Here is a 25986-nt window from a genome sequence, read left to right as displayed (position 1 = left end):
AACTAGAATAGAGGGTGAAATATGGAGCAGGTAGTGAAAATTGTCAAAAAAGTCATACCAATCGTAATTTTTTTACTCATCATGATGATCATCGTTTCCATCTTCATAAGCCTGAACAGCAGTAAACCGCTATCCTTTTTTGGATATAAGCCACTGACCGTATTGTCGAATAGTATGGCTCCTACCTTTGATGCTGGGGACGTGATCATCACTCGAGAAGTGGATGCAAATGTTCTTAAAGAGGGAGATATCATCTCCTATTACAACCAGGAGAAAAACCTGATCACTCACAGAATCACCTCCATTGTTGGAGAAGACGGAGTAAAGCACTTCTATACTCAAGGTGATAACAACAATACGGTGGATGAAGATGTTACAACGGCAAATGAAATAGTAGGGAAGGAACTCTTTCATATTCCAAATCTCGGTTTCCTTTCTCAATATACGAAGGGACCGATGGGTTTCTTACTATTCATCATTGTTCCATTAACGGGGTATGTGTGTATGACGGTTTATGAAAAAATCAAACCGAAGAAGCAAGAGGAGTATACCAAATCATAATAAATAATGGGGGATTGACATGTTTAAGTTGAAGAATGCATTTTTGGGAAGCGCATTAGTAGGAGCAATCGTAGTATCTGGAAGCTTTGGTACATATTCTTGGTTCACATCCGAGACAAATGCCACAGGAGAGATCACAAACGGTACATTGGAGATCAACAACTCACAAGACATGGAAACCAAGATCATCGAAGCTACTGGGTTTGCCCCTTCACAATTAAAGTACGGTGAATGGTTAAAGATTGAAAACACAGGTGATATGGATGCTTATCTTAAAGCTACCTATAACCAGTCTCTCAGTGCAGATGTACCTTTAGATGCCTATAAAGTAGGATATATCGCTTATAAGTTCTCTGAAGGACAAGAAATGACAGACGACATCCTGGAAGAATCAAGAATCTACTTAGATGAGTTATTCAATGGGACAACCAATGAAGTTAGATCTATGTCCAAAGCGATCGCTCCTGGAGTTGAAATGGTTGTCGGATTTGTAGAGGAAGAGGCACAACCTGCTGCAAAAGGCATGAGCGGGAAAGCCAAGATGGTACTTGGGGACGGTTCTAAAGAGGGCGAGAAGCATGAATTTTGGCAATTAAATGATGACCAATACATTGACCTTTCTTTCGCAATCAAACTGGACGAAAAAGCAGGTAATGAGTATCAAGGAATTACCTATACATCGAATTTGAATGTAACAGCCAAGCAAATGGATGATGGTGCAAAAAACTAACGAATCTCTAAAATAGAATAACTTCGTGAATAACGTTTGAAAAGGCAATCGAAAGGAGACAATCCTGATAGATTGTCTTTTTTTTTAAACTCTTAAATAAAGGAGATCGAATGTTAATGAAGAAGTGCTACTGGAGAGTCCTTTTCCTGGTCTTTATGATGGTCATAGGAGGATGTCAGGCAGATCCAGGGGAAAGTACCTATCAGAATGAGGATGAGGCGGTGGAAGAAACGATGAATTCGGCGGTCAAGGTTGATCCATCCATTAATCTTTCAAGTGAGAAGGTTGTTTCCGTTATTATTGAGTTTAAGACAAAACCTGCAAAAATAGCCGTTCTGGAAGCAGAAGCTCAAGGCGTGGATATGACCTTGGACAAAGCCAAGGAACACGTTGAACAGAGTCATCAGGCTTTCGAGCAAGAACTTCATGCCTTCCTGGATGATAATGAAGTGGAATATCGTATCAAACACAGGTATAAAACAGCCTTTAATGGGGTGTCGATAGAATTACCGGCAAATGGAATTAAGAGATTAATGGGTTCTTCCGTTATTTCCAGGATTTATCCAGACCAGGAAATCCAGTTGGATCCTCCTATCCAACCTTCAGATCAAATGTAAAAAAGATAGCCGGCACACCATGAATCAGTCAGGTGCGCCGGCTATCTTTTTTTCTAATTTTAAAAGCCACAATCATTTTCGGAAAATAGCATAAAAAATGTGCAAGCAATCGGGAAAATAGAATAGACTAAAAGACCTAAACTATTTTTATCCAAAAAGCCAGATAATTGAAAGTTTTTCAAATATATAAGATTTATTGCCGATATTTCTTTGTAATTTCCTTTTAATAGTCAATAAAGTAGGGGTGTAAGTAAAAAGAAGCGGGTAAATAGTTTTATTTGAGACTTTAGGAAACCTGCTGAAAACCCCAATTTTTTCATGATCACTTATTAGTATAATAGGAGTATAACCTATATTGAAATAAAAAATTTGGATGTACTGAATTAACGTATACTACGTCACCCTGGAGGTTAAATCATGCACATTGGGACATTTATTAAATATTATCGAATCTTTAAGGGGATGACCCAGAAACAGGTAGGGGATGGAATTTGTACACCTGGCCATATCAGTAAAATTGAAAGCGGACACTTGCAGATTACGAAAGATAAAATCGAATTGTTCAATCAAAGGCTAAATATGAACGTGGAGAAAGAGTTAAAGGCGTATAAAAAATTACGTTTAGATTTGGAATTGTGGCATGATGTCATGATTAAGCAAGTAAATGGAAAGATTGAATTATTGAAGGAGACCATTGAACAAAATCCATTAATCAAAATTGAAACCCTTAATGGCACCTTTAAGCTACTGAAAGCAAGGTACTTTATTATGAAAGGGGAGGTTAAAGAAGCTGCATTCTATTTAAGTCAGTTTTCTAATAAACGTCTGTCCTTCCATATGTTCGATTATGATTTTCAGTTATATTATCATATAAAAGGCATGTATGAGCTTGCAAAAGGAAATCCGCAAACAGCCATAACGTATTTGGAGAAAATAGATCGGGATATTTATTCCAATCCTGAAGCCTATTATCACATGTCAGTTGGCTATCAAGATCTTGGGCAACTTGACAAATCCCTACGATATAGTCAGCTGGCTCTGAACTATTTCAAGGAAACGTTTAATTTTACAAGGTGCGTAGATGCTGCTACGATTCAGTTGGTAGCGGAAGGCAGAAGCGAAGGAGCGAGTCTGGCGTCGTTAGTAGAGAAATATGACGAGTTGATCCAACATTGTGATAATCTCCATGATCATAAAAGAAAAGCCGTTCTTCATCTGAATTTAGGGAATCTTTATCGAGACGTAATGGAGGATAGAAAGGCGAGAGATGCATTTCAAATGGCATATGGATTATTAAAGCATGAGTCTGATAGAGATATATATTTAAACAGCCTCTTTGGTTATATTGATAGTTCCATGAATGTAGACGATTCAGCAAATAATGAAAAATATGCAAGTTTAATAGAAGAAGGACAGGCATCTGTGACAGATATGAAAAATCCCCAAATGGAAACTTTTTTTACGATGCTTGAGATCAGGGTCCAAGAGGGAGAAGAAGCATATTATCAATATATAGAGAATGTCATCATCCCTCTATTGAAGGAAGAAGGGCAATACGCTAAGTGCAACTATTACATTCAAAAGCTCTACAATCATAATCGAATGGATGGTAGAGAGGCAAAAGGAAAAGAATGCGTTTTAAGCTGACGGTAATATGATTAGAAATGACACAGAAAGGAGAGATTTGATGGAAAACCCGGATCGATTAATTTCATCATTTGATGAGGTGACATTAAGTGATTATAAAATGCCCATCATCTGTATTTATTCCAGTCCCAAAGATTATCAAGGCATGTTTGTAGCAAGGCTATTCGATGTCAATCAGCCCACTCATTATATTTTGATGAGACCTACATTAGAAGCAATCAGAAGTGAAATTCCAGAACGTTTCTCGCTAGTACCGAAAGCACAAGGGGAAGATTCCAGTATCGTCGAAACATGGATTTAATTCCTGGTAAAAAAGCTTCATCTCTTTTATGAGATGAAGCTTTTTACGTGTTTTTATTAGCAGAAGGATAGAATTTACTTTCGATTTTCTTATATTCTCTAAGGTTTTCAGTTAGACGTGCCAGCTTATGAACTTCCTGCAGAAGAAAGGTTTTATCTAATTCGTAAATGACCTCCCTTTCAATATGATCAATGGTATTACAGGCGAATTCCCATATGGCTTTGTGCTTAGAGGGGTCAATGGACTCTGCAATAAGAGCGAGTGCCCGAACGATGTCAGTAATGATGAGATGATTTTCTTTTGCATAATGCCTGATATAGCCAAATCCCCGATATAGATAGTATTCAAATGCTTCTGTCTGGAGAATGACTCGTATTTTTCCTTCTTGATCGATTAAATACGGGGTGAAGGATAGGTGATCTTCAACTGTTATCATCAGATCGGCCATTTGATCAATCGTATTGGAGGCTGTTTTAGGATCATCATTTCCAAGGGATTTGATTGCTACTTCTGCAAGCTTATGAATTCCCATTTGCAGGTCTTGAATTTCCGTCTCCTTATGGCCCATTTCGATAAAGTCGAGATAGTGATTAGTAGAAATATCCTTGGTTTCAGGTCCCCAAATGCTCACCAATTCATTCCCCGCCAAAACATAATCCCCGACTTTATAGTGGAGCTGTATGACAAGTTGATCATTTTTTGCCGCTTCAATCATTCCATGAAAATCAATCAACTGTATATATCCCGACTCTCTTGACTTCACATGAATGATATTCTCCTTATAGTGCTCCATTATATCGCCGGTGTTTCTAGTTCGGTGGGCTTCTAGGTCATGTTTCAGCGTTTGATTGATCATCACCTCAGAAACCTGCTTCATATTGTACGTAATATTGTGCACCTGCATCCAAGTAGAGGCATGGTTAATGAAGAATATAAAAGTGACTGCAGTAAGGAATGCAAGTCCAATCGTCATGATCGGGGCAGCAACAAACAGTTCTTCCTTTGAATTTCCGATAAATAGAAAGAGGAGCAATACATATACAAAACTGCCATTGAAAATTCCAAGGGCATGCTGCGTTTGTTTGTCCGAAATGAAATCCAGGAGCATCCTCGGTGAAAATTGACCACTGAACATCGTTAGTACAACAAGCAGCGAATTCAGGGTGAAAGCACTGAGTGTGAGAATGCCCCCGATGAGTGTACTGACAAGCATGCGTGTAACAGATGCATCCATACTTAATAAATCAAATGTATACTGAGAGATGTCAGCATATAAATCTAAATAGAGGGTGAGTGCTACAAGGAGTATGGAAAAACAAATATAAAAGAATGGCATATACCAAATGGTCAGTCGGATCTCTCGCATTCGTTGCCGTTTTGACATGAGCAGATATTTTCTGATGGATAAGGGAAGCAGTTTTTTCAGCATAATAGATTCGGTTCCTTTCAAATCAAGGGATATGGATTAGTTTTCCCTGCCAGATCATGTTAAAACGTCTCTCTGCAAATTAGATTTATAGGCTTCTAGATGGAGTCGAATCTTAAGTAAACCAATAGGAATTACCCTACCTATTGACATTAGAAAGAATTTTTGAAAAATACCAAAAATGGTATTGACGAAGGAATGAATCCCCTATATAATCCAATTCATACTCAAATAGCAAGTAATACCAAAACGAAACGATATATCTCTTATCAAGAGCGGCGGAGGGATAGGCCCGATGAAGCCCGGCAACCTACAGGATCAGACTGTAAAGGTGCCAATTCCTACAGATCTATACGGATCTGGAAGATAAGGGGAGGAGCATGATTATTTAGCCCTCTTCTTAAAAAGAAGAGGGCTTTTCTGTATACCCTCTTTCTTTCCCACATTGCTCTCTTCGACTCTCAGGGTGGATCTTCAAAGGAATGAATCAAGCAAGTGAAAAATTGAAAAAAAGATACTTAGGAGGCTGAAGCATGTCAACGATAAATGTGGCACTTCTGGGGTTTGGAACAGTCGGGCAAGGAGTCTGTGAAGCCATTGATACCCATCAGGAAAGAATAAGGGAAGTCCTCGGTAAAGAGGTAAAGGTAAGGGCCATCCTTATTAAGGATCCTGTTAAACAACGAAACATTGATTCGTCAATTAAGGTCACAACGGATTTTCAAGAAATTCTGGATATCCCGGATCTTCATGTGATCTTTGAAGCAATCGTAGGTGAAGAACCGGGTCATACGTATTTAACCAAAGCCATCGAGAAAGGAATTCATATTGTCACAGCAAATAAAGCCATGTTTGCTAAATATGGTCCGGATCTATTGGAAAAGGCGAGAAATAATGGGGTAACCATAGGTTTCGAAGCGACGACAGCGGGGGGGATTCCCGTGATCGGCAGTATCAGGCAGCTTCTTAAGGTGAATGAGATTGAACGGGTTCAAGGAATTCTGAATGGGACGTCCAATTTCATCTTATCGCAAATGAGAAAACGTGGAATCTCCTTTGAGACAGCGTTAAAGCAATCCCAGGAGAAGGGGTATGCTGAAGCTGATCCGACCAGTGATATTGAAGGCTATGATGCTTTCTATAAACTTCTCATTTTAAGTCAAACGGCATTTGGCAGGCAGCCGGACTGGAAGGATATCAGACGAAAAGGAATATCACACCTGACTGCAGAATGGCTTCAAGCAGCGGAATCATTTCGATTGCGATTTAAGCATGTAGGTTCCCTTGAACGGGATTCTTCAAATCATATCACGGGTGAAGTCGAACCAATCCTTGTCCATGACACCCATCCGTTTTACGGTGTGGAGGATGTGGAAAATGCCATCTCGCTAAAGGGCAGCCTTGTAGGCAGGATCACCCTGCTGGGTCCCGGGGCCGGTAAATTACCTACCGGAAGCGCCATGGTAGAGGATTTTCTTTCATTGATAGAACGGAAGTATACGGACTCTGCCCAAAGCACAGTGAGCACCGGGGAAGTTCATCAAGAGAGCAGCCACCAATGGGTTCTGAGGATCCGTGAAAATGAAGATTATCAAAGCTGGATCCCATCGTTTACATTAAAGGATCGCATTCAGCTGGACGATTACTTGTATGTTTTTGTTGAAGGTAGCAAAGACACACTTCAAACTCTTCTAAGGACACATGACGATATTCAAGCCGTTTCTATTCTAAAAGAAATTCCGTTGGAAAATGAGGTGAAAACTGGCGTCGCCGTTTCATAAAAAAAGTATTAACCAAGTATCATATCGATCGTTGTTTAAAGGAAATGTTTATCACGATGTTGATTGGAGCGGCAGATGCTTGACTCCCGAGGGAAGCGAGCACCAGGAGCGGAAAGCAGCCATTAGTGAAAAATAGCTTCAAAAAAAGGTCTGATAGAAAGTAGGGGGATCACTTGAGTATTATTGTTCAAAAGTTTGGTGGAACCTCTGTTGGTTCTACAGATCGAATCAAACGGATGGTCTTCAATGTCTTGAAAGAAAAAGAAAAGGGGCATGACGTTGTCGTAGTGGTTTCAGCTATGAATAAAACGACTGATACCCTCGTGAAATTGGCAGGGGAACTTTCCACAGAGCCAAGCAAGAGAGAAATGGATATGCTCTTAAGCACTGGGGAGCAGGTGACGATTGCCCTTTTGACGATGGCCCTCGAACATCAAGGAGTAGAAGCAGTGTCCCTGACAGGCAGGCAGGCGGGGATCCGAACCGACGGAGTATTCGGAAATGCGAAGATTACCTCAATCGATACGCATCGGATCAAAACGGAGTTATCAGACGGACGAATCGTCGTAGTAGCCGGCTTTCAAGGGATTACGAAAGGAGGAGAGGTGACCACATTAGGGAGGGGCGGTTCGGATACGACGGCAGCTGCTCTTGCATCGGCGTTAAAAGCCGTCAGATGTGATATCTATACAGATGTGGATGGTGTGTATACATCGGATCCCCGGGTCGTTCCCCTGGCATCGAAAATTGATACCCTCTCCTATGAGGAGATGCTGCGCTTAGCCACCATGGGAGCGGGTGTCCTGCATCCAAGAGCCATCAAACATGCGAGGGAACATCACGTGCCGCTTGTTGTTTGTTCCAGTTTGAATGAGGGGCGTGGAACCTTGATCAGTGGGAAAACTCATAGAAATGCTTCAATAGTCGGAGTGGCCCATCAGGAAGACATCTCTGTTCTCACAATATTTGATTGCCAGGGAGGAGAGTCATTGATTCTTTATGATCTCGATTCACACCATATCGAGACAGAAATAGTAAAGTACGGGGAAAACCTTGTCCTCATCGTTAAAGAACAGGATTTTCAAGCAGTAAAGAGAATCGTCGAACAATATAATCAGGCCTACTCCCATATAGAACAAAGAGAAGATCTATCTAAAGTATCTGTGATTGGACGCATCAACTCATCCCATGAGGTGAAAGAGAAGGTTACCAACGTTTTTCATGACTACCATATTTCAAAGGTGTCTATATGGGAATCTTCAGTAGGATTAAGTGCTCTTGTGGAAAAAAGGGATGTGGAAAAGGCGGCCAGAGTCCTTCATATGCACTTTGGACTGGATTATATAGAAACAAAGAGAGCTGTCTTATAAAGGAAAGAGTGGTGATGCCATCTGACTGTCACCACTTCCCAAATGGAGAAGTGTATAGGCATCCCTATACACTTCTTCTATGGACTGATCAACACAGGTGTACCGATCGGAATGAGGCCTGCCAACTCCTCAACGTCTTTATTATACATGCGTATACACCCTCTGGACACGGCATTCCCAATGGAACTGGGGTCATTTGTTCCATGGATCCCATAACTCTCTTTTGATAAACTCATCCACATCGTTCCAAAGGGGCCACCGGGATTCGGTGCTTTATTAATGATGATGAATTCCCCAATTGGGGTTTCGAAGAGTACTCTACCCACTGCAATGGGGTACTGCTTGATTTGGATGCCGTCTTTGAATAAACGCAGCCAGCGGTTGTTAACAGAGACTTGAATACGGTAGGGATTCGCAGTAGCGTCAGGAATCCCCGGTATGGTGATCGTTTGTCCGGGATAAATATTATCTGGGTCAATACCTGGGTTAGCATTAAGGATGACGGCCAAGGGAGTCCGGTAGTCCCTTGATATCTGACTAAGTGTTTCTCCTGTCTTTACTGTGTGTACCAACTCAAACACCTCCCAATTTCACTTTCTTTCTTAGTCTATGTACATGTGAAAAAGTCGGTTCATCAGACGAGCCGGGACATAAAAAAGCCTGCATCCAAAGAAGGCGCAGGCGTAAATAGCAGCTTATTGAGGGGGGGTCTGCTGTGGAACTGTCGTATAGCTTTGCAGCATAAGCGTCATATCCTGTTCATTTAGCTGAGGAACCTGATAATAGCCATGCTTGTTTTGATAGAGGAAAATCTCATAACTCATTTCAATGAAGTTCGGTACACTGTCTGCCACAACGCGGCGTAATACGGGATTTGTCATTTCAAGAGCCGTCATGGCAAGCAGGGTGGCCAGAGATTTCGTTTGTCCAAGCATATAAGCAGACAAGCCTTTATCTGAAAGCTCATTGACGGATTGGTTTGGTTTTTTGGGTGTTCCTGGTTTTACCCCATAAGTAGTGGCGTGGGATTGGGTCATTTTGTATTGTTGGGTTGGTACAGCAGGGTCATGCCCTGTAGAAAAGCTTCCCACAATCGTATTATACATAGTCGTCACGAAAGTTGACTGCCTCTTTAGAATATCCTTAAGTTCAGGATCCTGGATGTGTTGATCATACATTTGATACTGATCCAGCATGCTGATGATCCCGGCAATAATTTCGTGGGCATCAAATAGTTCATGGCCACCATGATCTTTACTTTGGTTATTCATCATATTGGGTGGCATTTGAGTTCCAGGTTGAGGCGGCATATTAGGTTGATTTTGCATGAGTGTTTTCCTCCTATTTAAGTGACATCGTTGATTAGAATAACCACATATTTGTCAATTATGTATTTCTTCACCCCAGAATGGTTTAATACTCACCGGCCTGTCCGAATACAATAGGAAGAAGTCATTTTGAAGGTGGTCTTAGAATGAGTATATTTCTGAGTTATATCGTTTTGGGATTATCTCTGTCTGCACCCATGGGACCGATTAATGCCGCTCAATTGGACAAGGGGATTCGCTTCGGGTTCTTCCACGCCTGGCTTGTGGGAGTAGGCGGCATGGTGGCGGACGGAGTATTTATGCTCCTCATTTATTTTGGACTGGCTCAATTCGTTGATACCCCGTTGATAAAATTATTTTTATGGGCCTTTGGTTTTTTTGTCCTGACGTATACTGGGATTGAAAGCATCTTAAAGTCGGGTTCCCTCACCTCATCCTCAAGTGGTGATCCATACGAAACGAAAGGGAAAGCGTTTCGTACAGGCTTTTTTATGGCAATTTCAAATCCATTAAGTATTTTATTCTGGCTAGGAATCTATGGTTCTATTCTGGCTCAGACTTCAAGCTCTTATGAAGCGGGGCAACTATTTCTGTATAGCATGGGGATATTTCTCGGGATCACACTTTGGGACCTGACGATGGCAAGTGTTGCGACGGGTGCGGGAAAGCTGGTCAGTCCCCGGATCCTGCGATTGATCTCCATCATTTCCGGATTCATCTTGATGGGATTCGGTATTTATTTTGGTGTGAACGCCTGCCGTTTATTGTTCGGCTAGACAGACACCCATAAGGCTCCCTCCTAATAGGATAAATGTGTAATCTTTAGGAGGGATCGGCTATATGTTACGTTCGAAAAGTTGGATCGATCAACACATGGATGAACTTACAAACTGGCAGCAATCAGCCTATAATCATTTCTCGGCTGTGATGTCCGACGAACATCATCCCTATCCATGTGTGCCTGGAAAACAAGGCTTTCAGTCAGATACATTACGTTTCGGCTTTGCAGATGATCCGAGGAATGAAGCGGCATCTGAAGAGCTGGCGGGCTTGCTCAAACAATATGGAAAAATCTCAAGGGATACAGGGACTTACGCATCTCTTGTCGTGTTTTTTAATTCAGAAGGAATAGGGGAAGACAGCCATTCCATTGATTCGTATCAACATATATTCTGGACTCTATTAAATAGGATACATGAATTAGATGAAACACCTTGGCCGGACGGTATAGCAAAGGATCCCCATCATCATACATGGGAGTTTTGTTTTGAGGGTGAACCGTATTTTGCCTTCTGTGCAACACCGGCTCACATCGTAAGGAAAAGCCGTCACTTTCCCTACTTTCTTGTAGCCTTCCAGCCCCGATGGGTGTTTGATGAAATTAACTCTTCCACTGCATTCGGACAGAAATTAAAGAAAGTCATTCGGAAGCGTCTTATTGAATATGATGAGGCAGAGCCGCATCCAAGCCTGAAATGGTATGGGCAGGAAGATAACTACGAATGGAAACAATATTATCTTAGTGACGACGATTCTTCACTTTCGAAATGTCCATTTTTAAATAGCCAAAAGAAAATCAAGAGTTAAAGCGTTCCGGCTTTAGCTCTTTTTCCTTTTATGAATGTCGCTATCGCAATCACCATGATGAATCCGATGCTTACAAAGAACCCTATGCGACTCACATGATCAAGTAGTGTACCGCTGATGGCCAATAAAATGAGAGTGAGAGCAAAGAGTGTTTGGATGCGGTCCCAACCGGTTTTGCTCATCAGCTTGTGAAAGGAAGCGAGAATGAATATCCATGTGTAAAGGAGCATGAGCCCCGCCGCTGTAGTGACATACTCGAATAGTTTATCCGGCAGGAGCATGGCAATCACAATCGAAAGAGCGACAACCAGGGTAGTGAGTCCGAAAGCAGGCAGGGGAACCTTCATTTTCCCTTTTTTGGCGAAAACCTTCGGAGCATCTCCTTCTTCTGCCAATGCCACGAGCATCGTCGTGACCGCGTACAAAGAAGCGACCATGGTGGAGAACCCGGCAATAATCAGAATGGCATTGAATACATGCGGGACCCAGGGAAGGTCATATTGTTTAAGGGCCGTAAGAAATGGACTTTCATTCGAATCAATCCTGCCGAGAGGAACGAGCTTTAATACGAGATAAAAGGATAAAAGATAAAGGATCGTTAAAATGAGAAGCATGATATTCCCGGACTTTGGTGCCTCCTTGGGATCCTTGAGCTCCTGAGCCATTAAACCCATCACTTCAATTCCTCCAAATCCATAAAAGGCAAAAAGAAGGGCGAGCCAAAGCCCTTTCCCATCTTGTGGAAGAACTTCTTTTAATGGAGATTGAAGCTGCTGAGCCGCCCCACCGATTCCTAGCCACCCGAACATGGAAGCACAAGCGATGATGACAAACATCAAGATGGCCGCTACTTTCATGATTCCAAACAGATTCTCCATTTGCTCTACTTTCTGCACACCCATCAGGATAATCAATAATCCAAGACCTGCAAATACTGCGGTGAAGATCCACAGAGGAATAGTAGGAAACCAGAATTGGGCAAAGAGAGCAAGAGCGGTTAGTTGACTCCCCATGATGAGCATTTCTGCCGACCAATAGACCCAGCCGTTACTGAACCCTGCCCATGATCCGTAAGCCTGCTTTGCATAAGTACGGAAGGACCCCTTTTCAGGATGATGGGCCGTTAACTTTGCAAGGGCCTGAAACACCATCCATGTTCCAATTCCGGCCACTAAATAGGCAATCAGAACGGAGGGGCCCGCCTTTTGAATGGGGATGGCTGACCCCAGGAAGTACCCTGTTCCGATGATACAGCCCACTCCAATCAAGGAAAGCTGCCACCATGATAGATTCGTTTGATTTGTACACTTACTCATATGTTTTTCACCTGACCTTTAACCTTCATAGTTTGACATTGGGACTCATGAATTATGTGAAGCGAACAGAATGATTTCCATGAGAAAGGAAAAAGTAAGGATGACTGAAACTAAGGAGGCTGGATCATCTTGAAGATTAATCCGAATTGCTGGAGTGAACATGGAGAATTAAAGACGGTGTTGGTGTGTTCGCCTTCTACATCGGATGTACCCGATCAAAGAACCGCGGATTATGTGGGATGGGAGAAGCCCGTTAACCAGGAAAAAGCTCAAGAAAACCACGTGGGAATGATCAGGGCGATGGAAGACGCGGGGGTAACGGTCATTAATTACTCTGAATACCTGACGGGTGAGAATGCTGCACTCAATCACCAGCTGATCAACCGGGTATTTGTACGCGATTTGGCCTGTGTGTACGGAAATACTGTGATTCCAGGAGATGCGGGGATTACAATGAGAGCCCCTGAATACATTCATAGTCATGAGCTGTTTCAATCGTGGTTGGACGAAAAGACGTTTTCAATCAGCGATAATAATGGTTTGAAGGCATTGGAAAACGGTGATGTATTCGTTTTGAATAAAGACGCTGTCTTTATCAATACGGGAATGCGTACAAGTATTGAAAGTATAGAGAAGATAAAGCAGAAAGTCTTTCAAGCAGGATTTTCTGAGATTGGAATCATCGATCTACCTCGAACGGGGGAAACCATGCATTTGGATATGAACTGCAATGTGGCCGGGTCAGACCTGATGATTGCGAAGAGTTATATGAGACTTTTCCCAGTACAAATCATCAATGAAAAGGGTGGCCGGTATGTGATGATGGAGGAATTTATTAAGCGCCAGGGCTTTGAGGTTCTATGGACGGATGACGTAAAGCATACGGTTGCTGATATTAATTTCTTAAATCTTGACCCCGAAACCCTTTTGGTAAGCACGAAAGCGAGTAAAAAAATAGTGAAAGATCACCCGAAATTGAAAGGCAAGAATTTGATTGAAGTGGATGTGAATGAGCTTGAAAAGGGCGGTGGTGGGATCAGGTGTATGACGCTGCCTTTCGAGCGGGGATAACGGATAGAAAATCACATATATTGGTTATCCTGAAAAATACATAAAGTGTATTTTAACGACACCATCCTTGGTCAACCGACATCATTTCCTGGGAAAAGATGTTGAATATTGTAGGGAATATAGAGTTGACAAACCTTTGCTTCAAGACCTTTTATTGAAAAAGGAAAGCCTGCGATCTTAAATCTGATCGCAGGCTTTGTTTGTAAGGGGAAAAATTAGTCCAACTGCATTCCATTCTGTTTTATTTTGCTTATTCCTCCATTATCAAAAGAGTTTACATAGTTGTTCATGTGTTCAGGTACATGGTGGAATAAGGAAAGATTCAGTTTGATTTTGTTACAGGATTTGGTATGATGAATGTGAAATTATTCACAAATGAAATGGGTTGATACTGTGGAAAAGAAAATCGTCATAGCGGGGGGAACAGGTTTTATCGGCCAGTATCTTCAGAAGAAATTCCTTGAGAAGGGCTATAAAGTGACCATCATTTCAAGACAGTCTCCCCATGTTTCCTGGGATCGTCCCAATGACATTGTTCAGTCATTAGAAGATGCGGATATGCTCATCAATCTTGCAGGAAAATCAGTCGACTGCCGTTACAATGAAAAAAATAAAGACGAAATTTTCAGGTCCAGGACGGAAACAACGAAAATATTGGGGAATGCCCTTTTACAGTGTCAGAATCCACCTCCTTTATGGATCAATTCCAGCACTGCAACGATTTATCGTCATGCAGAGGACCGGCCCATGACGGAGGAAAATGGAGATATCGGTACGGGCTTCTCTGTTGAAGTAGCAAAAAAATGGGAGAAAGCATTCTTCTCTTTTTCATTACCAGCAACCAGGCAGGCGGCTTTGAGAATCGCCATCGTATTAGGGCCGGATGGCGGTGTGATGACACCATATAAGAATCTGGTCAAATTTGGTCTGGGAGGTGTGCAGGGGCCTGGCGATCAGAGATTCAGTTGGATCCATGTAGAAGATCTGTTTCAGATCATTCTTTTTCTGAATGAAGAGAAGGAGTTAAATGGAGTGTTTAACTGTTCATCTCCAAATCCAGTCACCAACCGTGAATTGATGGCACACGTAAGGAGCGTTATGAACAAGAAGATAGGGCTCCCGACCCCTAAATGGATGCTTGAAGCAGGTGCCTTGTTAATCAAAACAGAAACCGAACTGGTCCTGAAAAGCAGATGGGTCATTCCGGAACGGTTGGAAAAAGCAGGATTCGTTTTTCAATATGGTACATTGGAAAAGGCTCTCAGGCAGATTCTATCCAAATAATCATGAAAGGACTTGTCTTCTGTGACAAGTCCTTTTTAGTGCTACTGATTATTCTCCATAAAATTATAAGTCGTCCAACAGCGATTCATCTCGATCCCTTTTTGCTCCGCATACTCATCGCCCCATTTACACATTTCAAAAAGAGTTGTTTGCAGCTTCTTCCCCATATCTGTCGTAGAATACTCGACCTTCGGCGGGATTTCCTGATAGACCATCCGCGTGACCAGGCCGTGCTCTTCCAGCTCCCGAAGCTGCTGGGTAAGCATTTTTTGAGTGATGTTCGGGAGAGAACGCTTCAATTCGTTAAATCTCTTCACCCCTTCGTTTAAATTCCACAGTATGAGTACTTTCCATTTACCTCCTATAACATCGATGACCAAGTCAATGGCGCATTGGTATTCGGGGTTTAGTTGTTTCATTTGAGTACCTCCTTGGTTTCTAAACGGTAACTAGGATACTAAATAGTGCCTGCTTGTGTAACAAGTATATAGTATATATTATATACCATATACAAAAATTAATTATAAACTCTAATGGGAGATGAATAGATATGAAAGCATTACTTTTACACGATAAAGGTTTATGGAAAGACATGAAGGTGGAGGAAATCGAAACACCTTCGCCACAAAAGGGAGAACTTCTTGTGGAAGTCCATGCAGTCGGGTTGAATCCGGTTGATTATAAGACAGCGACCAATGGGATGCCTGCCTGGTCCTATCCGCATATTCTCGGTCTTGATGTGGCAGGAGTGGTAGTAGAGACAGGTGAGGGAGTGACCGAATGGAAGAAGGGAGATCGAGTCGTTTACCACGGTGACTTTACCAAAAAAGGAGGATATGCGGAATACGCGATTATCAATGCGCATACCGTTTCACGCATTCCTGAAAGTGTGTCATTTGAAGATGCTGCGGCTCTTCCGACGGCAGGTTACACAGCTTATCAGGCACTTCATCGTAAATTACCGTTCGATCAGGTAAATACAATTCTGATCCATGGCGGTGCCGGTGGAGTAGGAGGGTTTGGCGTGCAGCTTGCGAAACTTGCAGGTAAGACTGTCATATCCACTGCTTCCGGTCACAATCATGAATATGTAAAATCCCTCGGGGCAGATTTCGTCATCGATTATCGTGAAGAAGACGTGAATGCAAAAGTGTTGGAAATAACCAATGGACGGGGAGTGGATGCCGTGGTGGACGCGGTCAGCAGACAGAGTGCAACAGACTCTCTAGATGCTCTGGCATACATGGGTCACATGGTATACATTGCTGGTGCGCCTGATTTCACCAAAATCAAATCATTCACTAAAGTGGTTTCTTACCATGAGATTGCCCTGGCGGCAGCACACCAATCAAATGATGTCATCGCTCAGAAAGATTTTGCCGTCATCGGGGATGACATGCTTTCCTTATTGGAACAAGGAAAATTAGATGCGATGCTGAAAGAAACCATCCGACCTGAAGAAGTTCCTAAAGCATTGAGCCGTTTATCAGAACGCCATGTGAAAGGGAAAATAGTGGCCAAAATAATATAATGTAAAAAGGAGAGCCTGTTGGTCAGGCTCTCCTTTTTACATTATATGTTGTTTTGACGCAAATAATCCAAACTCATCCTGACGCTTTCAATAGGGGAAATCTTGGACTGATCCTGTTCGACGATCCACCAATCCACATCACTATGGATACCATAGTCGAGAACAGAAGCGAGGTCCACACCTCCCGTTCCCAGTTCAGCAAAAAATCGTTCCCCGTCCAACGTCATATCTTTCAAATGTACAAGAGGGGTTCGTCCCTGATATCGTTTCAACCATTCCACCGGCTTTTCTCCAGCAAAGGTCAGCCAGTAAATATCAAACTCTGCCTTTACCCAGTGAGGGTTCGTTTCATTCAAAATCATTTCCAGTGCCGGTTTTCCCGTCGATAGGGTGGTTAGTTCAAAATCGTGATTGTGATAGCAAAGGGTGATCCCTTCGTTAAAACATAATTCCCCAATTGAATTTAAATCATCAATCAAATGAACATAATGCTTCTCTGTTCTCTCTTCAGGTGGAAGATAAGGACAGACAATATAGCTGCTGCCCAGCTCCAATTGATCATGAATCACTTTCTGGACATCGTTTCTCAGTTCAGAGAGAGGAATATGACTTGAAGCGACACGGAGATCCAAACTATCGAGTGTGCCCTTAAGTTCTTTCGCGGATAACCCGCCATGGCCGGCCAGCTCAACACCCTCATATCCCAACCCGGCCACTTGTTGAAGTGTCCCTGTAAAATCCTTTTCCGTTTCATTTCGCAGAGTATACATTTGCAGGGCAATCGGTATTTTTTTCATGGTCACACTCCTATTAAGTAATGGTTTTTATTTTCTTGAAATGTTCTCATTCATTTGGGAAAGGACGCTCTTATATACTTCTAAATTCTCCTCCGATATACCTTTAAGAATCGTTCCGTCGTATAAACCTTCTATAAAAGGGGACAGCTCATCCTTGGCAGACATGCCTTTCTGCGAGATAAAAATTAAAAATGACCTTCTATCTTCCAGGTTCCTCTGTTTGTATATCAGTTCTTTCCGTTCCAAGATGTCCAGGATTCTCGTCAGGGTTGGCTGATCTTTTTCTGATTTGATGGCAAGTTCTTTCTGACTGATTCCATCCTGTTCCGCTAAGCGCTTTAGAACCGTCCACTGTTCGGGCGTAACATCAAATTCCTTCAGATGCAGGGTAAGGAATCGAATAATATTCTTCACTGTATGGCTCGTGTACAAGCCGATAGATTCATCGCGGGACATAGTCACTGTTTTCACCTACTGCATTCAATTTTTCTTCCTTTTATCATACATGAAATGGAGGGTTTTAGAGAGGTTTAATAAAAGAAAACGAAATTACTTGTCACAACAACTACATTTACAAATATACATGTTGTGGATATAATTAGTATAACAACTAATTAAACGAAGGAGAATTTTATGAGTCATTCAACTCCATCAACTATATGGACACGACCATTTTTTATGGCACTAGTAAACAACTTTCTTATATTTCTTGTATTTTATTCGTTGTTAACGGTCCTACCCCTTTACGTGATCGATGAACTTCAAGGAACGGAAGGGGAGGCAGGACTCGCTACTACCATCTTTTTATTATCAGCGATCATTGTCCGACCATTTTCCGGTAAAATGATTGAATGGTTAGGGAAACGCAAAACGCTCATCATCAGCGTTTTATTTTTTGGCATCTCCTCATTCTTGTACTTTTGGGTCAATGATTTTTATCTGTTAATGGGGCTTCGCTTTTTTCATGGGATTTGGTTTAGTATCAGCTCGACGGTTTTAGTCGTGATCGCCGCAGACATGATTCCCCCTCATCGGAAGGGAGAAGGGCTGGGTTACTTCGCTATGTCGATGAACTTGGCTGTTGTCGTCGGACCGTTCATTTCGTTAGCCCTTATTCAGTGGATTCCATATACGACCTTGTTCTTGGGGCTTGCATTCGTCATAGTCATTGGATTCATTTGTTCTTTCGGCATTCAGGTCATGGAGGGGGATGTGGTTGAAACAATGGACTCCAGACGCTTAACCTTTAAGGATTTGGTGGAAGTTAAAGCGATCCCGATTGCACTTGTAGGATTTTTAACCTCATTTGCATACTCAGGCATCATGTCGTTTATTTCGGTCTACGCCAAATCCATCGGTTTATTTGAATCAGTCAGCTTATTTTTCGTTGTTTTCGCAGCGGCCATGTTGCTTTCACGCCCATTTACAGGACGTTTATTCGACCGATCAGGACCGGATGCAGTCATCTATCCATCCTTATTTATTTTTGCCATTGGTTTGATTTTGTTGAGTGTCACACATTCCGTCGTTCTATTATTGATTGCTGGAACACTCATCGGACTCGGATATGGGGCACTTCTTCCAAGCTTTCAGACGATGTCCATACAGGCCGCACCAAAAAAAAGGACGGGGCATGCGACCGCAACATTCTTTATTTTTTACGATCTGGGGATTGCCGTGGGATCGTTTGTGTTGGGAGTCTTTTCGTTTCAGCTTGGATTTTCTGCTTTGTATATTATTTGCGCCTTGGTGGTTTTACTGACGGTTCTGGCTTATAAATTTGTTACGAAGAAAGCAAGATGTGCGAGGGAAGAAAGTGCAGAGGTTCTGGAGATATGAAAGAGAAAGTGAAAAGCAGAGGATCACAACCTCTGCTTTTCTTGTTTTAATGATTATTCCCACGCTAATGCTTTTTTTCCATTTAAAAGAGGGAGGGTTATATGACTTCTCTCGGGATCAATGGTAATGATCGTTCCGGGATCAGGACGTAAAGTATAGTGGTAATCACTTGAAAGGATGATGACCCCTAATCTTTCTCCTTCGTTAAACACATAATCGTCGGGCTGCATATCCCATGTAAAGGTATATTCCCGTTCTGGTGTCAAGGCAATTGAACGATCGTCTTTTCGAAGATTTTGAGGGTCCATCCACCCACGGGTTACAATCTCGACCGAGTTATCAGAATCATATTTAACGAGCAGTGCGGTTAAGTTGGCTGTTGGCTCGTTGATGCTTGCCCTAAGGGATATTTCAGGGGTTCCACTCAGACGAACCGCCTTTGTTAAAGGAGAGGTAGTATAGGAAAGCCTGTTGTCAGAATGCATGTCAGGATTTTCAGCTAACGTTTCCGCTTTTATCAGGGCATTATCCACAAAGGATTGACTCTGCTTATTCTTATTCGGGACAGGTTTCAGGCTGAAGTTTCCACCGATTCCATCCTGATCTGGATGTAAATATAGTTTAGCTTCTTCTGTACCTGGAACCGGCCAGTTTTCTTCAGTGCCCCAGGATCGATCTTCACGTTGAATATCGATCATCGGCTCATCCATAACATCATTATTGATATCATACAACCAATAATCAAACCATTTATTTAGTGTAGGTAACCAGGCATCTTGTCTAAAATAATAAGGAGTGGTATGTCCACCTTGGTGCAGCCACATTTTACGTGGAACATCATTCTTCTCCAAAGCTTTCCACCAGTCCGAGAAATGTTTTGTTTTTACGTTCCAATCATTTAAACCATGAACCATGAATACACTGGCTTCCACTTTGTCAGCGTCTTTGGTGTAGTCACGTTGACTCCAGAAGCTGTTATAGTCTCCAGATGTTCGATCCTGCCCGGAGGTTAAGTCCTCAATGATAGGCCGGCATGCTTCGGGAGTATCTCTCGTGAGAACGGCCTCGGCTAAATTGTCTGCATCTTCCCCTTGGTATCCCCCGGGAGCAATGACCGCGCCATTAGAGCGATAATAATCATACCATGAGCTGATCGCTGCTATAGGTACAATGGTTTTAAGTCCTTCCACTCCTGTAGTGGCTACAGCATTGGGAAGAGTCCCGTTGTAGGACACACCGGTCATGCCTACATTTCCAGTGGACCAGTCTGCCGATACTTTCTCACCATCAGCATTGTAAGCATCTGCCCGTCCATTCAACCAATCAATGACGGCACGGGTACCAAGGATTTCATGTTGATCTCCCGTTGTCGGACACCCATCAGACAACCCTGTCCCTACGCTTTCTGCCAACACAACAGCGTAACCCCTCGGTACAAAATAATCATCATAGTAGCCACGAAGATCTGCTTGAGGTTTTCCAGTCTCTCCTTTCCCTTTTCGTGGTACAGTATTTAATTCAACATCTACATCATAAACAGGTACATTCTTGATGCCTGAACGATAGGGGCTCATTTCGTAAATAACTGGTACTTTCAGACCGTTATTTGTTTCCTTCGGTCGGATGATGTCTGCCCGGACGCGATCCGGTTTTCCATCTCGATCACTATCTGTTGAGGTTTCTACAAAGACTCTTTCAATGATTGCATCTTGATGGGAAAAGACAGGCTGAGTCATTCCGTTTTCAACCTTAATTTCTGGAAGTGTGTTGGATGGCTCTGTTGCATTTACAACAGTAGAGGTAGCGAATCCACTTGTCAGAAGCGGAATCGAAAGTGAGGTGGTGAATACCATTTTCAACCATGCATTCTTCATAAAATTCCTCCTAAACCTTATTCGTCATTCTTTTACAGAATAAACCAAATAAACAGAATATTCGAAAGTCGAAAGACCTGTTTTTGGAAAAAATGAGTTATTTAGACATAAAAAAAGCGGGGGGATGGAACCCCGCACCTAAATTTTTGTATAAGTAGGAAGATACTTTGTAAGATAAAAAACACCTCAATAATAGTGGTCAAAGAAAATGATAACAGGAGTTTCATGACAAAATGAGTATGAAGAGGACAAAAAAAGTGAATTCTAAACACTAACAGGGGAGGTGTAAATACCATGGCACAAGACGTACTATGTGAAGTAAGCAACTGCAAATACAACCGTGAAGGCAAAAAGTGCTCTGCCGACCAGATTTTCGTTGTCAGTCACAAAGGGAACAAAGCCCATAATAGCGAAGAAACAGATTGTAAAACATTCGATCCTGGTATGTAATGGAAGGGAAGGCAACCATAGGCGTGGTTGTCTTCTTTTTATATAGTATTGATAATAATTCTCATTCTTATACAAAAAAAGCTCACTTTTGTGAGCTTCTCATTGATTAACAGCCTGTTCCGATAAAGTGGTCGTTCTAAGCTGTCGATATCTTGAGTAAAAAAGTCCTGTCATAAAGAGGGATAAACATCCGAATAATACGGTCATGATCTGCAGTCCCACAAGATCCAATAGCAGTCCTGTCAAGAGGAGCACAACTTGGAAAATCAGTCTGTCGAGCATGTTTCTAAACGAAAAGAAACGGCCGTGAAATTCTTTTGGCACCCGCGTTTGAAAAATCGTGGCAGCCGTCGGGAAAAAGCATCCTACTGCAAAACCAAAAACAGTAAATGCCAGCACAGATAAAAACGGGCTGGTCGCAAAATAAAGGAGCAGTTGCGCAATGCCGATGACGAAACTGAAGAAGAATAAGATTTTGTAGGGTGACACCTTTTCACCCATTTTCTTTACAGCAAAAGCACCTGTCATAAAGGCAATCCCTTCGGCGGTATAGATCCAACCTTTAATAGCTGAGCTATCCTGTAGCTCGCTGATGTTGATAACCATCAGGTTGAATCCACCAATAAACAGCAGGGGGATCAACGTCATCACAAGGGTCATAAATACGATGGGCAGCCCTTTAATGACAGGGAATACTTCATTGAAGCCCGCCCCTTTTGTTTTTTCACCTTGCTGTTTGGAAGTTGACGTTTCTTCAATTGTAAGGAACCAGGTCATGACGAATAGTGCTAAATAGGCCACTAATGATAATAGGTAGAGCATCGATAAGGAGATAACCACCAATAGAATTCCAGCTAACGCCGTACCAAGTATTCTTGAAAGGGTGGCCACATTCATATGGACCCCATTCATTTGAAGCAATTCCTTCTCTTTCACCACCATGGGGATGGCTGCTTGAAGAGCAGGGAAATAGAACGCGGCAGAAATTTGAATGCTCACTAAGAAAACGACCATCCACAGCACCGAGCCAGTATTGATCGCAATCAACATGAAAACAACACTTAATGCCCTGGTGAAGCCTGAGATGAGCATCACCTTCTTTTTATTTGCCTGATCCGTAATTCTGCCGGCTAAAGGTCCAACAGCAAGACCGGCAAGCAGTCCCGAAGCGAGAATCACCGATTTCAGAAAATCGGAAGGCACCTTTTCCTGCATGAACTCCAGATTACCGATGATCCCTAACCACAATCCTAGACCTGCTATAAATTCACCTATCAATAATATCCATACATTTTTATTTTTCCACATAAAGGTCCGTCCCTCGCAGTCAAGTTATTTCGCTTCTCTAAATATACTATGGGTGGAGGGGAATGGGAATGATTTTTTTTGGTGTGGTAAGGGGAGGGTATCTGGAGGAAAAGGGCGTTCGCTGATAAAATTGAGATTTCGCTGATATAATGGGAATTTCGCTGATAAATCGTGAATTTCGCTGATAAATTTAATATTTCGCTGATAAAATTCAAATCCACCATCTCGAAGCAGGATTTTCTGCAGTTTATGGAGAATACATGTAATATAAAACCCGATTGGAGTGATAAAATGATCGAAAAAGAACGAATAATACCTCGAATCATCCTGATGTTACAAGCTTTACTCCGCAGACTTCCCCTTAACCACCCTAAACTCCTTCTGATATCCGAAGAACTTGGTAAAAGAATGGCAGGATTCAAAGGAGAGAAAGCACTAGATTATACTTTAAGCTTTTTAGACCCTAAAAAATACTACATTCTCCACGATCTCAGAATCCCCTGCAAAGATAGCTTTTTTCAAATAGACACCCAACCCATTACAACCAAATTCATCCTCAATATCGAAGTCAAATACCTTGCTGGCACTGCTTACTTCGATCCTATCTTCAATCAACTTATACAAACAAAAGATGGATTTGAATCAGCTTTACCGGACCCTACGATCCAAATCAAACGACAAGAAAGTCAGCTATTGAAATGGTTGAAAGAGAATGGGTTGCCCTCCATCCCCGTTTTCTCTTGCGTAGTCATGGGCAACGATCGGACTATCATTAAAACCTCTCCAGATAACAAAACCCTTCAAAAAATCGTCATCCATCGAAGTTCTCTATTGGGCAAGGTGAGATATATTGAGAACTCTCTTCGAAAAGAGAAGGCCGCGCCTAAAGAAATTAAAAAAATCATTCGCAGCTTAAAAAGACAACACGAAGAGCCTGATTTCTCTGTCTTAGAGAGATTTAACATTACAGAGGGTGAGCTATTAAAGGGGGTCATATGTGAAGAGTGCAATTATCGGCCGTTAGCAAGGAAATATGGCAAATGGTTTTGTATGAATTGTAAAAATGAAAAGATTAATGCTCACATCCATGCCCTCAAAGACTATGAACTTTTGATTGGTCCTAAAATAAATAACGCGGAACTAAGAAATTTTTTGAAAATCAATTCTTCTCATGTTGCAAAAAGACTCCTCCAATCCCTAAATCTCCCCACAACAGGCACCAAAAAAGGAACACAATACATCCTATTATTCGATGAAAGCCCACCCCGAAAACACAAACAAAAAAACCCGCCAATAACCTGACGAGTTTTCATTCCTTCTCAATCCACTCCTGGGACCACTTCTCTATATCTTTCATTAAAGGTTCTAAAGAGTACCCCTTTTTCGTTAAAGAATATTCTATACGCACTGGTGTTTCAGGGTAAACGTCTCGTTTTACGATTCCTTCTTCTTCAAGATCCTTTAATCTCTCTGAGAGAAGTCTGCCACTGATGCCGATTGCGTCTTTGATGGTGCAGTTTCGTTGTGGACCGGAAAGCAATTGATAGATGATGAGTGCTGTCCATCGTTGACTTAAGATGCCGATTGCTTTTTCGAACCTTGGACAAATTTCTGATTGTTTCACTCTGTCAGGCGCCTCCTTCTTTGTAACTAGTATACCACATCACCAACATTTTAGTAATTTAATTACTTGACAGTACATAGTTATTAAAATAATATAAGTTACATAAAGTAACTAACTTTAATAAAATAACAAAAAGGAAGGAAGAATATACAATGTTACAGAATCACTTAATAGGGGCATTTATTTTAAGAATATTTCTAGGAAGCACCTTTTTTATTCACGGTTTGACTAAGTTTCAGGGAGGGATTGAAAATACGGCCGGTTTCTTTCATAGCTTAGGGCTGCCGGGATTTACAGCATATGCAGTCGCAATCATTGAGTTGGTCGGCGGACTGGCGATGATCCTGGGATTTGGTACACGGATTGTTGCAGTACTATTTGCGTTCGTCATGGCAGGAGCAATCGTAAAAGTGAAATTAGCTGCTGGTTTCTTAGGAAATGGGCAGATGGCAGGATATGAATTGGATTTAGCCCTGCTTGCGATCTCAATCTATTTTGTCGTGGCTAAGGAGTCATTGTTCTCAATAGATCAGAAGTTTTCACAGTCAGAATGAATGGGAGGAATAAAGATGAACTTTCATAAAGAACCACATACATTTGTTGGGGAAGTAAATATAAAAGTCGAAAACTTGGAGCGATCTCTTGACTTTTACCAAGAAGTAATTGGATTTAAATTGTTGGAAGGAACAGATAAAAGAGCGACTCTCACGGTAGATGGCATACACCCACTATTATCTCTGGAGCAACCTGAAGATGTGACACCTAAGCAGGCCAGAACAACAGGTTTGTACCACTTTGCCCTGTTGTTGCCGAATAGAACAGATCTTGGAAAAATATTAGAACATTTTATTAAGCTGAATATACAACTGGGGTCATCTGACCACCTTGTTAGTGAAGCACTGTATTTATCAGATCCTGATGGAAATGGAATTGAGATTTATAGGGACCGTCCTTCATCTGACTGGAAATGGAATGGAAATCAAGTAGAGATGACCGTCGATCCGATCGATGCACGGGGAATATTGGCTGAGGCCGATGGACAATCGTGGGATGGGCTTCCTACCGGCACCGTTATGGGGCATATCCATTTGCATGTTTCAGATTTAAAATCAACTGAAGAATTTTACGGCGAGGGACTTGGCTTCGATGTAGTCAGTCGATTTGGAAATCAGGCACTATTCATATCAACAGGTGGATACCATCATCATATCGGACTGAACACCTGGAACGGGGTCGGGGCTCCGAGACCAGCTGAAAACAGTGTCGGTCTTAACTGGTTCACCTTACATTTTCCATCAGAAGAAAAACGAACAACCATCATCCGCCAGTTGGAATCCATAGGAGCAACCATCCAGGAACAAAGAGGAAAACTCCTGACCGAAGACCCATCAGGCAACCGAATCTATCTAAGCTTGTAAGGCAAGAGGGACGGACCTCAAATGAGGTCCGTCCCTCTTGCACATTATCATCGAAAGCCTTATTCCAAAGCGTTAAATCCATCCTGCAACACGAAAATTCGTTTGCACTCTTATGTTCCAAGGTCC

27 protein-coding genes and 1 riboswitch are annotated in these 25986 nt (G+C 42.0%); of the genes, 17 read left to right on the top strand and 10 right to left on the bottom strand.

Annotated features, from left to right (window positions below; all coding sequences use genetic code 11):
- The first annotated feature begins 21 nt into the window (after positions 1–21).
- From AAEM60_RS19725 to AAEM60_RS19705, 5 genes are all read left to right on the top strand, one after another.
- Positions 22–561: a signal peptidase I gene (locus AAEM60_RS19725; RefSeq protein ID WP_341356934.1), complete on the top strand. Its 540-nt coding sequence runs from the start codon at positions 22–24 to the stop codon at positions 559–561.
- Positions 562–580: 19 nt separating this feature from the next.
- Complete coding sequence (locus AAEM60_RS19720; protein WP_299743412.1) at positions 581–1291, top strand: hypothetical protein; 711 nt, start codon at positions 581–583, stop codon at positions 1289–1291.
- A gap of 110 nt (positions 1292–1401) precedes the next feature.
- Entirely contained in the window at positions 1402–1908 is a 507-nt protein-coding gene (locus AAEM60_RS19715; RefSeq protein WP_341356933.1) for a protease inhibitor I9 family protein, read from the top strand.
- A 417-nt stretch (positions 1909–2325) separates the two neighbouring features.
- Positions 2326–3555 carry a helix-turn-helix transcriptional regulator gene (locus AAEM60_RS19710; RefSeq protein WP_341356932.1) on the top strand — a complete coding sequence of 410 codons (1230 nt, stop codon included), beginning with the start codon at positions 2326–2328 and terminating at the stop codon, positions 3553–3555.
- A 40-nt stretch (positions 3556–3595) separates the two neighbouring features.
- Positions 3596–3856 carry a hypothetical protein gene (locus tag AAEM60_RS19705; RefSeq protein WP_299743419.1) on the top strand — a complete coding sequence of 87 codons (261 nt, stop codon included), beginning with the start codon at positions 3596–3598 and terminating at the stop codon, positions 3854–3856.
- A gap of 43 nt (positions 3857–3899) precedes the next feature.
- On the opposite strand, the gene AAEM60_RS19700 is transcribed toward AAEM60_RS19705, so the two are convergent.
- A complete protein-coding gene (locus AAEM60_RS19700; RefSeq protein ID WP_341356931.1) occupies positions 3900–5285 on the bottom strand; it encodes a DUF2254 domain-containing protein in 1386 nt (461 codons plus the stop codon).
- 260 nt (positions 5286–5545) lie between these two features.
- A riboswitch (SAM riboswitch) is annotated at positions 5546–5655 on the top strand.
- A 160-nt stretch (positions 5656–5815) separates the two neighbouring features.
- Here AAEM60_RS19700 and AAEM60_RS19695 point away from each other — a divergent pair.
- Both AAEM60_RS19695 and AAEM60_RS19690 read left to right on the top strand, forming a co-directional pair.
- Positions 5816–7063 (top strand): homoserine dehydrogenase, encoded by a 1248-nt coding sequence (locus AAEM60_RS19695; RefSeq protein ID WP_341356930.1) that lies wholly within the window; start codon positions 5816–5818, stop codon positions 7061–7063.
- A 173-nt stretch (positions 7064–7236) separates the two neighbouring features.
- The gene (locus AAEM60_RS19690; protein ID WP_341356929.1) at positions 7237–8433 is read left to right on the top strand and encodes an aspartate kinase; all 1197 of its coding nucleotides are present in this window, start codon (positions 7237–7239) and stop codon (positions 8431–8433) included.
- A 77-nt stretch (positions 8434–8510) separates the two neighbouring features.
- On the opposite strand, the gene AAEM60_RS19685 is transcribed toward AAEM60_RS19690, so the two are convergent.
- Together AAEM60_RS19685 and AAEM60_RS19680 are read right to left on the bottom strand one after the other, a co-directional pair.
- Positions 8511–9005: a L,D-transpeptidase family protein gene (locus tag AAEM60_RS19685; protein WP_299743429.1), complete on the bottom strand. Its 495-nt coding sequence runs from the start codon at positions 9003–9005 to the stop codon at positions 8511–8513.
- Between the two features lie 123 nt (positions 9006–9128).
- On the bottom strand, positions 9129–9761 hold the full coding sequence (locus tag AAEM60_RS19680) for a spore coat protein (protein ID WP_341356928.1): 633 nt from the start codon (positions 9759–9761) through the stop codon (positions 9129–9131).
- 146 nt (positions 9762–9907) lie between these two features.
- Between AAEM60_RS19680 and AAEM60_RS19675 the strand changes: the two genes are divergently transcribed.
- Both AAEM60_RS19675 and AAEM60_RS19670 read left to right on the top strand, forming a co-directional pair.
- Positions 9908–10537 (top strand): LysE family transporter, encoded by a 630-nt coding sequence (locus AAEM60_RS19675; protein WP_341356927.1) that lies wholly within the window; start codon positions 9908–9910, stop codon positions 10535–10537.
- 64 nt (positions 10538–10601) lie between these two features.
- A complete protein-coding gene (locus tag AAEM60_RS19670; RefSeq protein WP_299743438.1) occupies positions 10602–11348 on the top strand; it encodes a YqcI/YcgG family protein in 747 nt (248 codons plus the stop codon).
- On the opposite strand, the gene AAEM60_RS19665 is transcribed toward AAEM60_RS19670, so the two are convergent.
- Positions 11345–12664, bottom strand: coding sequence for an amino acid permease (locus tag AAEM60_RS19665; protein WP_341356926.1), 1320 nt, complete (start codon positions 12662–12664; stop codon positions 11345–11347). The genes AAEM60_RS19670 and AAEM60_RS19665 overlap by 4 nt on opposite strands.
- 129 nt (positions 12665–12793) lie before the next feature.
- Here AAEM60_RS19665 and AAEM60_RS19660 point away from each other — a divergent pair, with 129 nt between their 5' ends.
- Both AAEM60_RS19660 and AAEM60_RS19655 read left to right on the top strand, forming a co-directional pair.
- Positions 12794–13735 (top strand): arginine deiminase family protein, encoded by a 942-nt coding sequence (locus AAEM60_RS19660; RefSeq protein ID WP_341356925.1) that lies wholly within the window; start codon positions 12794–12796, stop codon positions 13733–13735.
- A 393-nt stretch (positions 13736–14128) separates the two neighbouring features.
- Positions 14129–15019: a TIGR01777 family oxidoreductase gene (locus tag AAEM60_RS19655; protein WP_299743444.1), complete on the top strand. Its 891-nt coding sequence runs from the start codon at positions 14129–14131 to the stop codon at positions 15017–15019.
- A 41-nt stretch (positions 15020–15060) separates the two neighbouring features.
- Here the strand turns inward: AAEM60_RS19655 and AAEM60_RS19650 are convergent, their stop codons facing one another.
- Positions 15061–15438: a helix-turn-helix domain-containing protein gene (locus AAEM60_RS19650; RefSeq protein WP_341356924.1), complete on the bottom strand. Its 378-nt coding sequence runs from the start codon at positions 15436–15438 to the stop codon at positions 15061–15063.
- 131 nt (positions 15439–15569) lie between these two features.
- Between AAEM60_RS19650 and AAEM60_RS19645 the strand changes: the two genes are divergently transcribed.
- Entirely contained in the window at positions 15570–16550 is a 981-nt protein-coding gene (locus AAEM60_RS19645) for a zinc-binding dehydrogenase (RefSeq protein WP_341356923.1), read from the top strand.
- A gap of 41 nt (positions 16551–16591) precedes the next feature.
- On the opposite strand, the gene AAEM60_RS19640 is transcribed toward AAEM60_RS19645, so the two are convergent.
- Together AAEM60_RS19640 and AAEM60_RS19635 are read right to left on the bottom strand one after the other, a co-directional pair.
- Positions 16592–17347, bottom strand: coding sequence for a sugar phosphate isomerase/epimerase (locus AAEM60_RS19640; protein ID WP_341356922.1), 756 nt, complete (start codon positions 17345–17347; stop codon positions 16592–16594).
- Between the two features lie 27 nt (positions 17348–17374).
- Complete coding sequence (locus AAEM60_RS19635) at positions 17375–17803, bottom strand: MarR family transcriptional regulator (RefSeq protein WP_299744006.1); 429 nt, start codon at positions 17801–17803, stop codon at positions 17375–17377.
- A 177-nt stretch (positions 17804–17980) separates the two neighbouring features.
- On the opposite strand from AAEM60_RS19635, the gene AAEM60_RS19630 reads away from it, so the two are divergent.
- The gene (locus tag AAEM60_RS19630) at positions 17981–19186 is read left to right on the top strand and encodes an MFS transporter (RefSeq protein ID WP_341356921.1); all 1206 of its coding nucleotides are present in this window, start codon (positions 17981–17983) and stop codon (positions 19184–19186) included.
- A 53-nt stretch (positions 19187–19239) separates the two neighbouring features.
- On the opposite strand, the gene AAEM60_RS19625 is transcribed toward AAEM60_RS19630, so the two are convergent.
- Positions 19240–21060, bottom strand: a complete 1821-nt coding sequence (locus tag AAEM60_RS19625; RefSeq protein WP_341356920.1) for a Xaa-Pro dipeptidyl-peptidase — start codon at positions 21058–21060, stop codon at positions 19240–19242.
- Between the two features lie 294 nt (positions 21061–21354).
- On the opposite strand from AAEM60_RS19625, the gene AAEM60_RS19620 reads away from it, so the two are divergent.
- Positions 21355–21510, top strand: coding sequence for a DUF1540 domain-containing protein (locus AAEM60_RS19620; protein ID WP_082051198.1), 156 nt, complete (start codon positions 21355–21357; stop codon positions 21508–21510).
- Between the two features lie 99 nt (positions 21511–21609).
- Here AAEM60_RS19620 and AAEM60_RS19615 read toward each other — a convergent pair whose 3' ends face one another.
- Positions 21610–22818 (bottom strand): MFS transporter, encoded by a 1209-nt coding sequence (locus tag AAEM60_RS19615; protein ID WP_341356919.1) that lies wholly within the window; start codon positions 22816–22818, stop codon positions 21610–21612.
- Between the two features lie 291 nt (positions 22819–23109).
- Between AAEM60_RS19615 and AAEM60_RS19610 the strand changes: the two genes are divergently transcribed.
- Positions 23110–24120, top strand: coding sequence for a nuclease-related domain-containing protein (locus AAEM60_RS19610; RefSeq protein WP_341356918.1), 1011 nt, complete (start codon positions 23110–23112; stop codon positions 24118–24120).
- 7 nt (positions 24121–24127) lie between these two features.
- Here AAEM60_RS19610 and AAEM60_RS19605 read toward each other — a convergent pair whose 3' ends face one another.
- Positions 24128–24442, bottom strand: a complete 315-nt coding sequence (locus tag AAEM60_RS19605) for a helix-turn-helix domain-containing protein (RefSeq protein ID WP_299743473.1) — start codon at positions 24440–24442, stop codon at positions 24128–24130.
- A 152-nt stretch (positions 24443–24594) separates the two neighbouring features.
- On the opposite strand from AAEM60_RS19605, the gene AAEM60_RS19600 reads away from it, so the two are divergent.
- Together AAEM60_RS19600 and AAEM60_RS19595 are read left to right on the top strand one after the other, a co-directional pair.
- Positions 24595–24996: a DoxX family protein gene (locus tag AAEM60_RS19600; protein WP_299743476.1), complete on the top strand. Its 402-nt coding sequence runs from the start codon at positions 24595–24597 to the stop codon at positions 24994–24996.
- Positions 24997–25011: 15 nt separating this feature from the next.
- Positions 25012–25860, top strand: coding sequence for a VOC family protein (locus AAEM60_RS19595; RefSeq protein WP_341356917.1), 849 nt, complete (start codon positions 25012–25014; stop codon positions 25858–25860).
- Positions 25861–25986: the final 126 nt, after the last annotated feature.

This window comes from Rossellomorea sp. y25 (genome assembly GCF_038049935.1).
Taxonomy (GTDB): domain Bacteria; phylum Bacillota; class Bacilli; order Bacillales; family Bacillaceae_B; genus Rossellomorea.
The sequence above is the reverse complement of the archived record's forward strand: the minus strand, read 5'-3'. Positions and strand labels throughout refer to the sequence as shown.

Bases quoted from the DNA above. Each gene is read 5' to 3' on its own strand.
- AAEM60_RS19665 (WP_341356926.1), bottom strand. From the start codon at position 12,664: ATGAGTAAGTGTACAAATCAAACGAATCTATCATGGTGGCAGCTTTCC.
- AAEM60_RS19615 (WP_341356919.1), bottom strand. From the start codon at position 22,818: ATGTGGAAAAATAAAAATGTATGGATATTATTGATAGGTGAATTTATA.
- AAEM60_RS19620 (WP_082051198.1), top strand. From the start codon at position 21,355: ATGGCACAAGACGTACTATGTGAAGTAAGCAACTGCAAATACAACCGT.
- AAEM60_RS19675 (WP_341356927.1), top strand. From the start codon at position 9,908: ATGAGTATATTTCTGAGTTATATCGTTTTGGGATTATCTCTGTCTGCA.
- AAEM60_RS19715 (WP_341356933.1), top strand. From the start codon at position 1,402: ATGTTAATGAAGAAGTGCTACTGGAGAGTCCTTTTCCTGGTCTTTATG.
- AAEM60_RS19710 (WP_341356932.1), top strand. From the start codon at position 2,326: ATGCACATTGGGACATTTATTAAATATTATCGAATCTTTAAGGGGATG.
- AAEM60_RS19600 (WP_299743476.1), top strand. From the start codon at position 24,595: ATGTTACAGAATCACTTAATAGGGGCATTTATTTTAAGAATATTTCTA.
- AAEM60_RS19670 (WP_299743438.1), top strand. From the start codon at position 10,602: ATGTTACGTTCGAAAAGTTGGATCGATCAACACATGGATGAACTTACA.
- AAEM60_RS19725 (WP_341356934.1), top strand. From the start codon at position 22: ATGGAGCAGGTAGTGAAAATTGTCAAAAAAGTCATACCAATCGTAATT.
- AAEM60_RS19695 (WP_341356930.1), top strand. From the start codon at position 5,816: ATGTCAACGATAAATGTGGCACTTCTGGGGTTTGGAACAGTCGGGCAA.
- AAEM60_RS19625 (WP_341356920.1), bottom strand. From the start codon at position 21,060: ATGAAGAATGCATGGTTGAAAATGGTATTCACCACCTCACTTTCGATT.
- AAEM60_RS19705 (WP_299743419.1), top strand. From the start codon at position 3,596: ATGGAAAACCCGGATCGATTAATTTCATCATTTGATGAGGTGACATTA.
- AAEM60_RS19645 (WP_341356923.1), top strand. From the start codon at position 15,570: ATGAAAGCATTACTTTTACACGATAAAGGTTTATGGAAAGACATGAAG.
- AAEM60_RS19680 (WP_341356928.1), bottom strand. From the start codon at position 9,761: ATGCAAAATCAACCTAATATGCCGCCTCAACCTGGAACTCAAATGCCA.
- AAEM60_RS19635 (WP_299744006.1), bottom strand. From the start codon at position 17,803: ATGTCCCGCGATGAATCTATCGGCTTGTACACGAGCCATACAGTGAAG.
- AAEM60_RS19640 (WP_341356922.1), bottom strand. From the start codon at position 17,347: ATGAAAAAAATACCGATTGCCCTGCAAATGTATACTCTGCGAAATGAA.
- AAEM60_RS19650 (WP_341356924.1), bottom strand. From the start codon at position 15,438: ATGAAACAACTAAACCCCGAATACCAATGCGCCATTGACTTGGTCATC.
- AAEM60_RS19720 (WP_299743412.1), top strand. From the start codon at position 581: ATGTTTAAGTTGAAGAATGCATTTTTGGGAAGCGCATTAGTAGGAGCA.
- AAEM60_RS19700 (WP_341356931.1), bottom strand. From the start codon at position 5,285: ATGCTGAAAAAACTGCTTCCCTTATCCATCAGAAAATATCTGCTCATG.
- AAEM60_RS19595 (WP_341356917.1), top strand. From the start codon at position 25,012: ATGAACTTTCATAAAGAACCACATACATTTGTTGGGGAAGTAAATATA.
- AAEM60_RS19630 (WP_341356921.1), top strand. From the start codon at position 17,981: ATGAGTCATTCAACTCCATCAACTATATGGACACGACCATTTTTTATG.
- AAEM60_RS19610 (WP_341356918.1), top strand. From the start codon at position 23,110: ATGATCGAAAAAGAACGAATAATACCTCGAATCATCCTGATGTTACAA.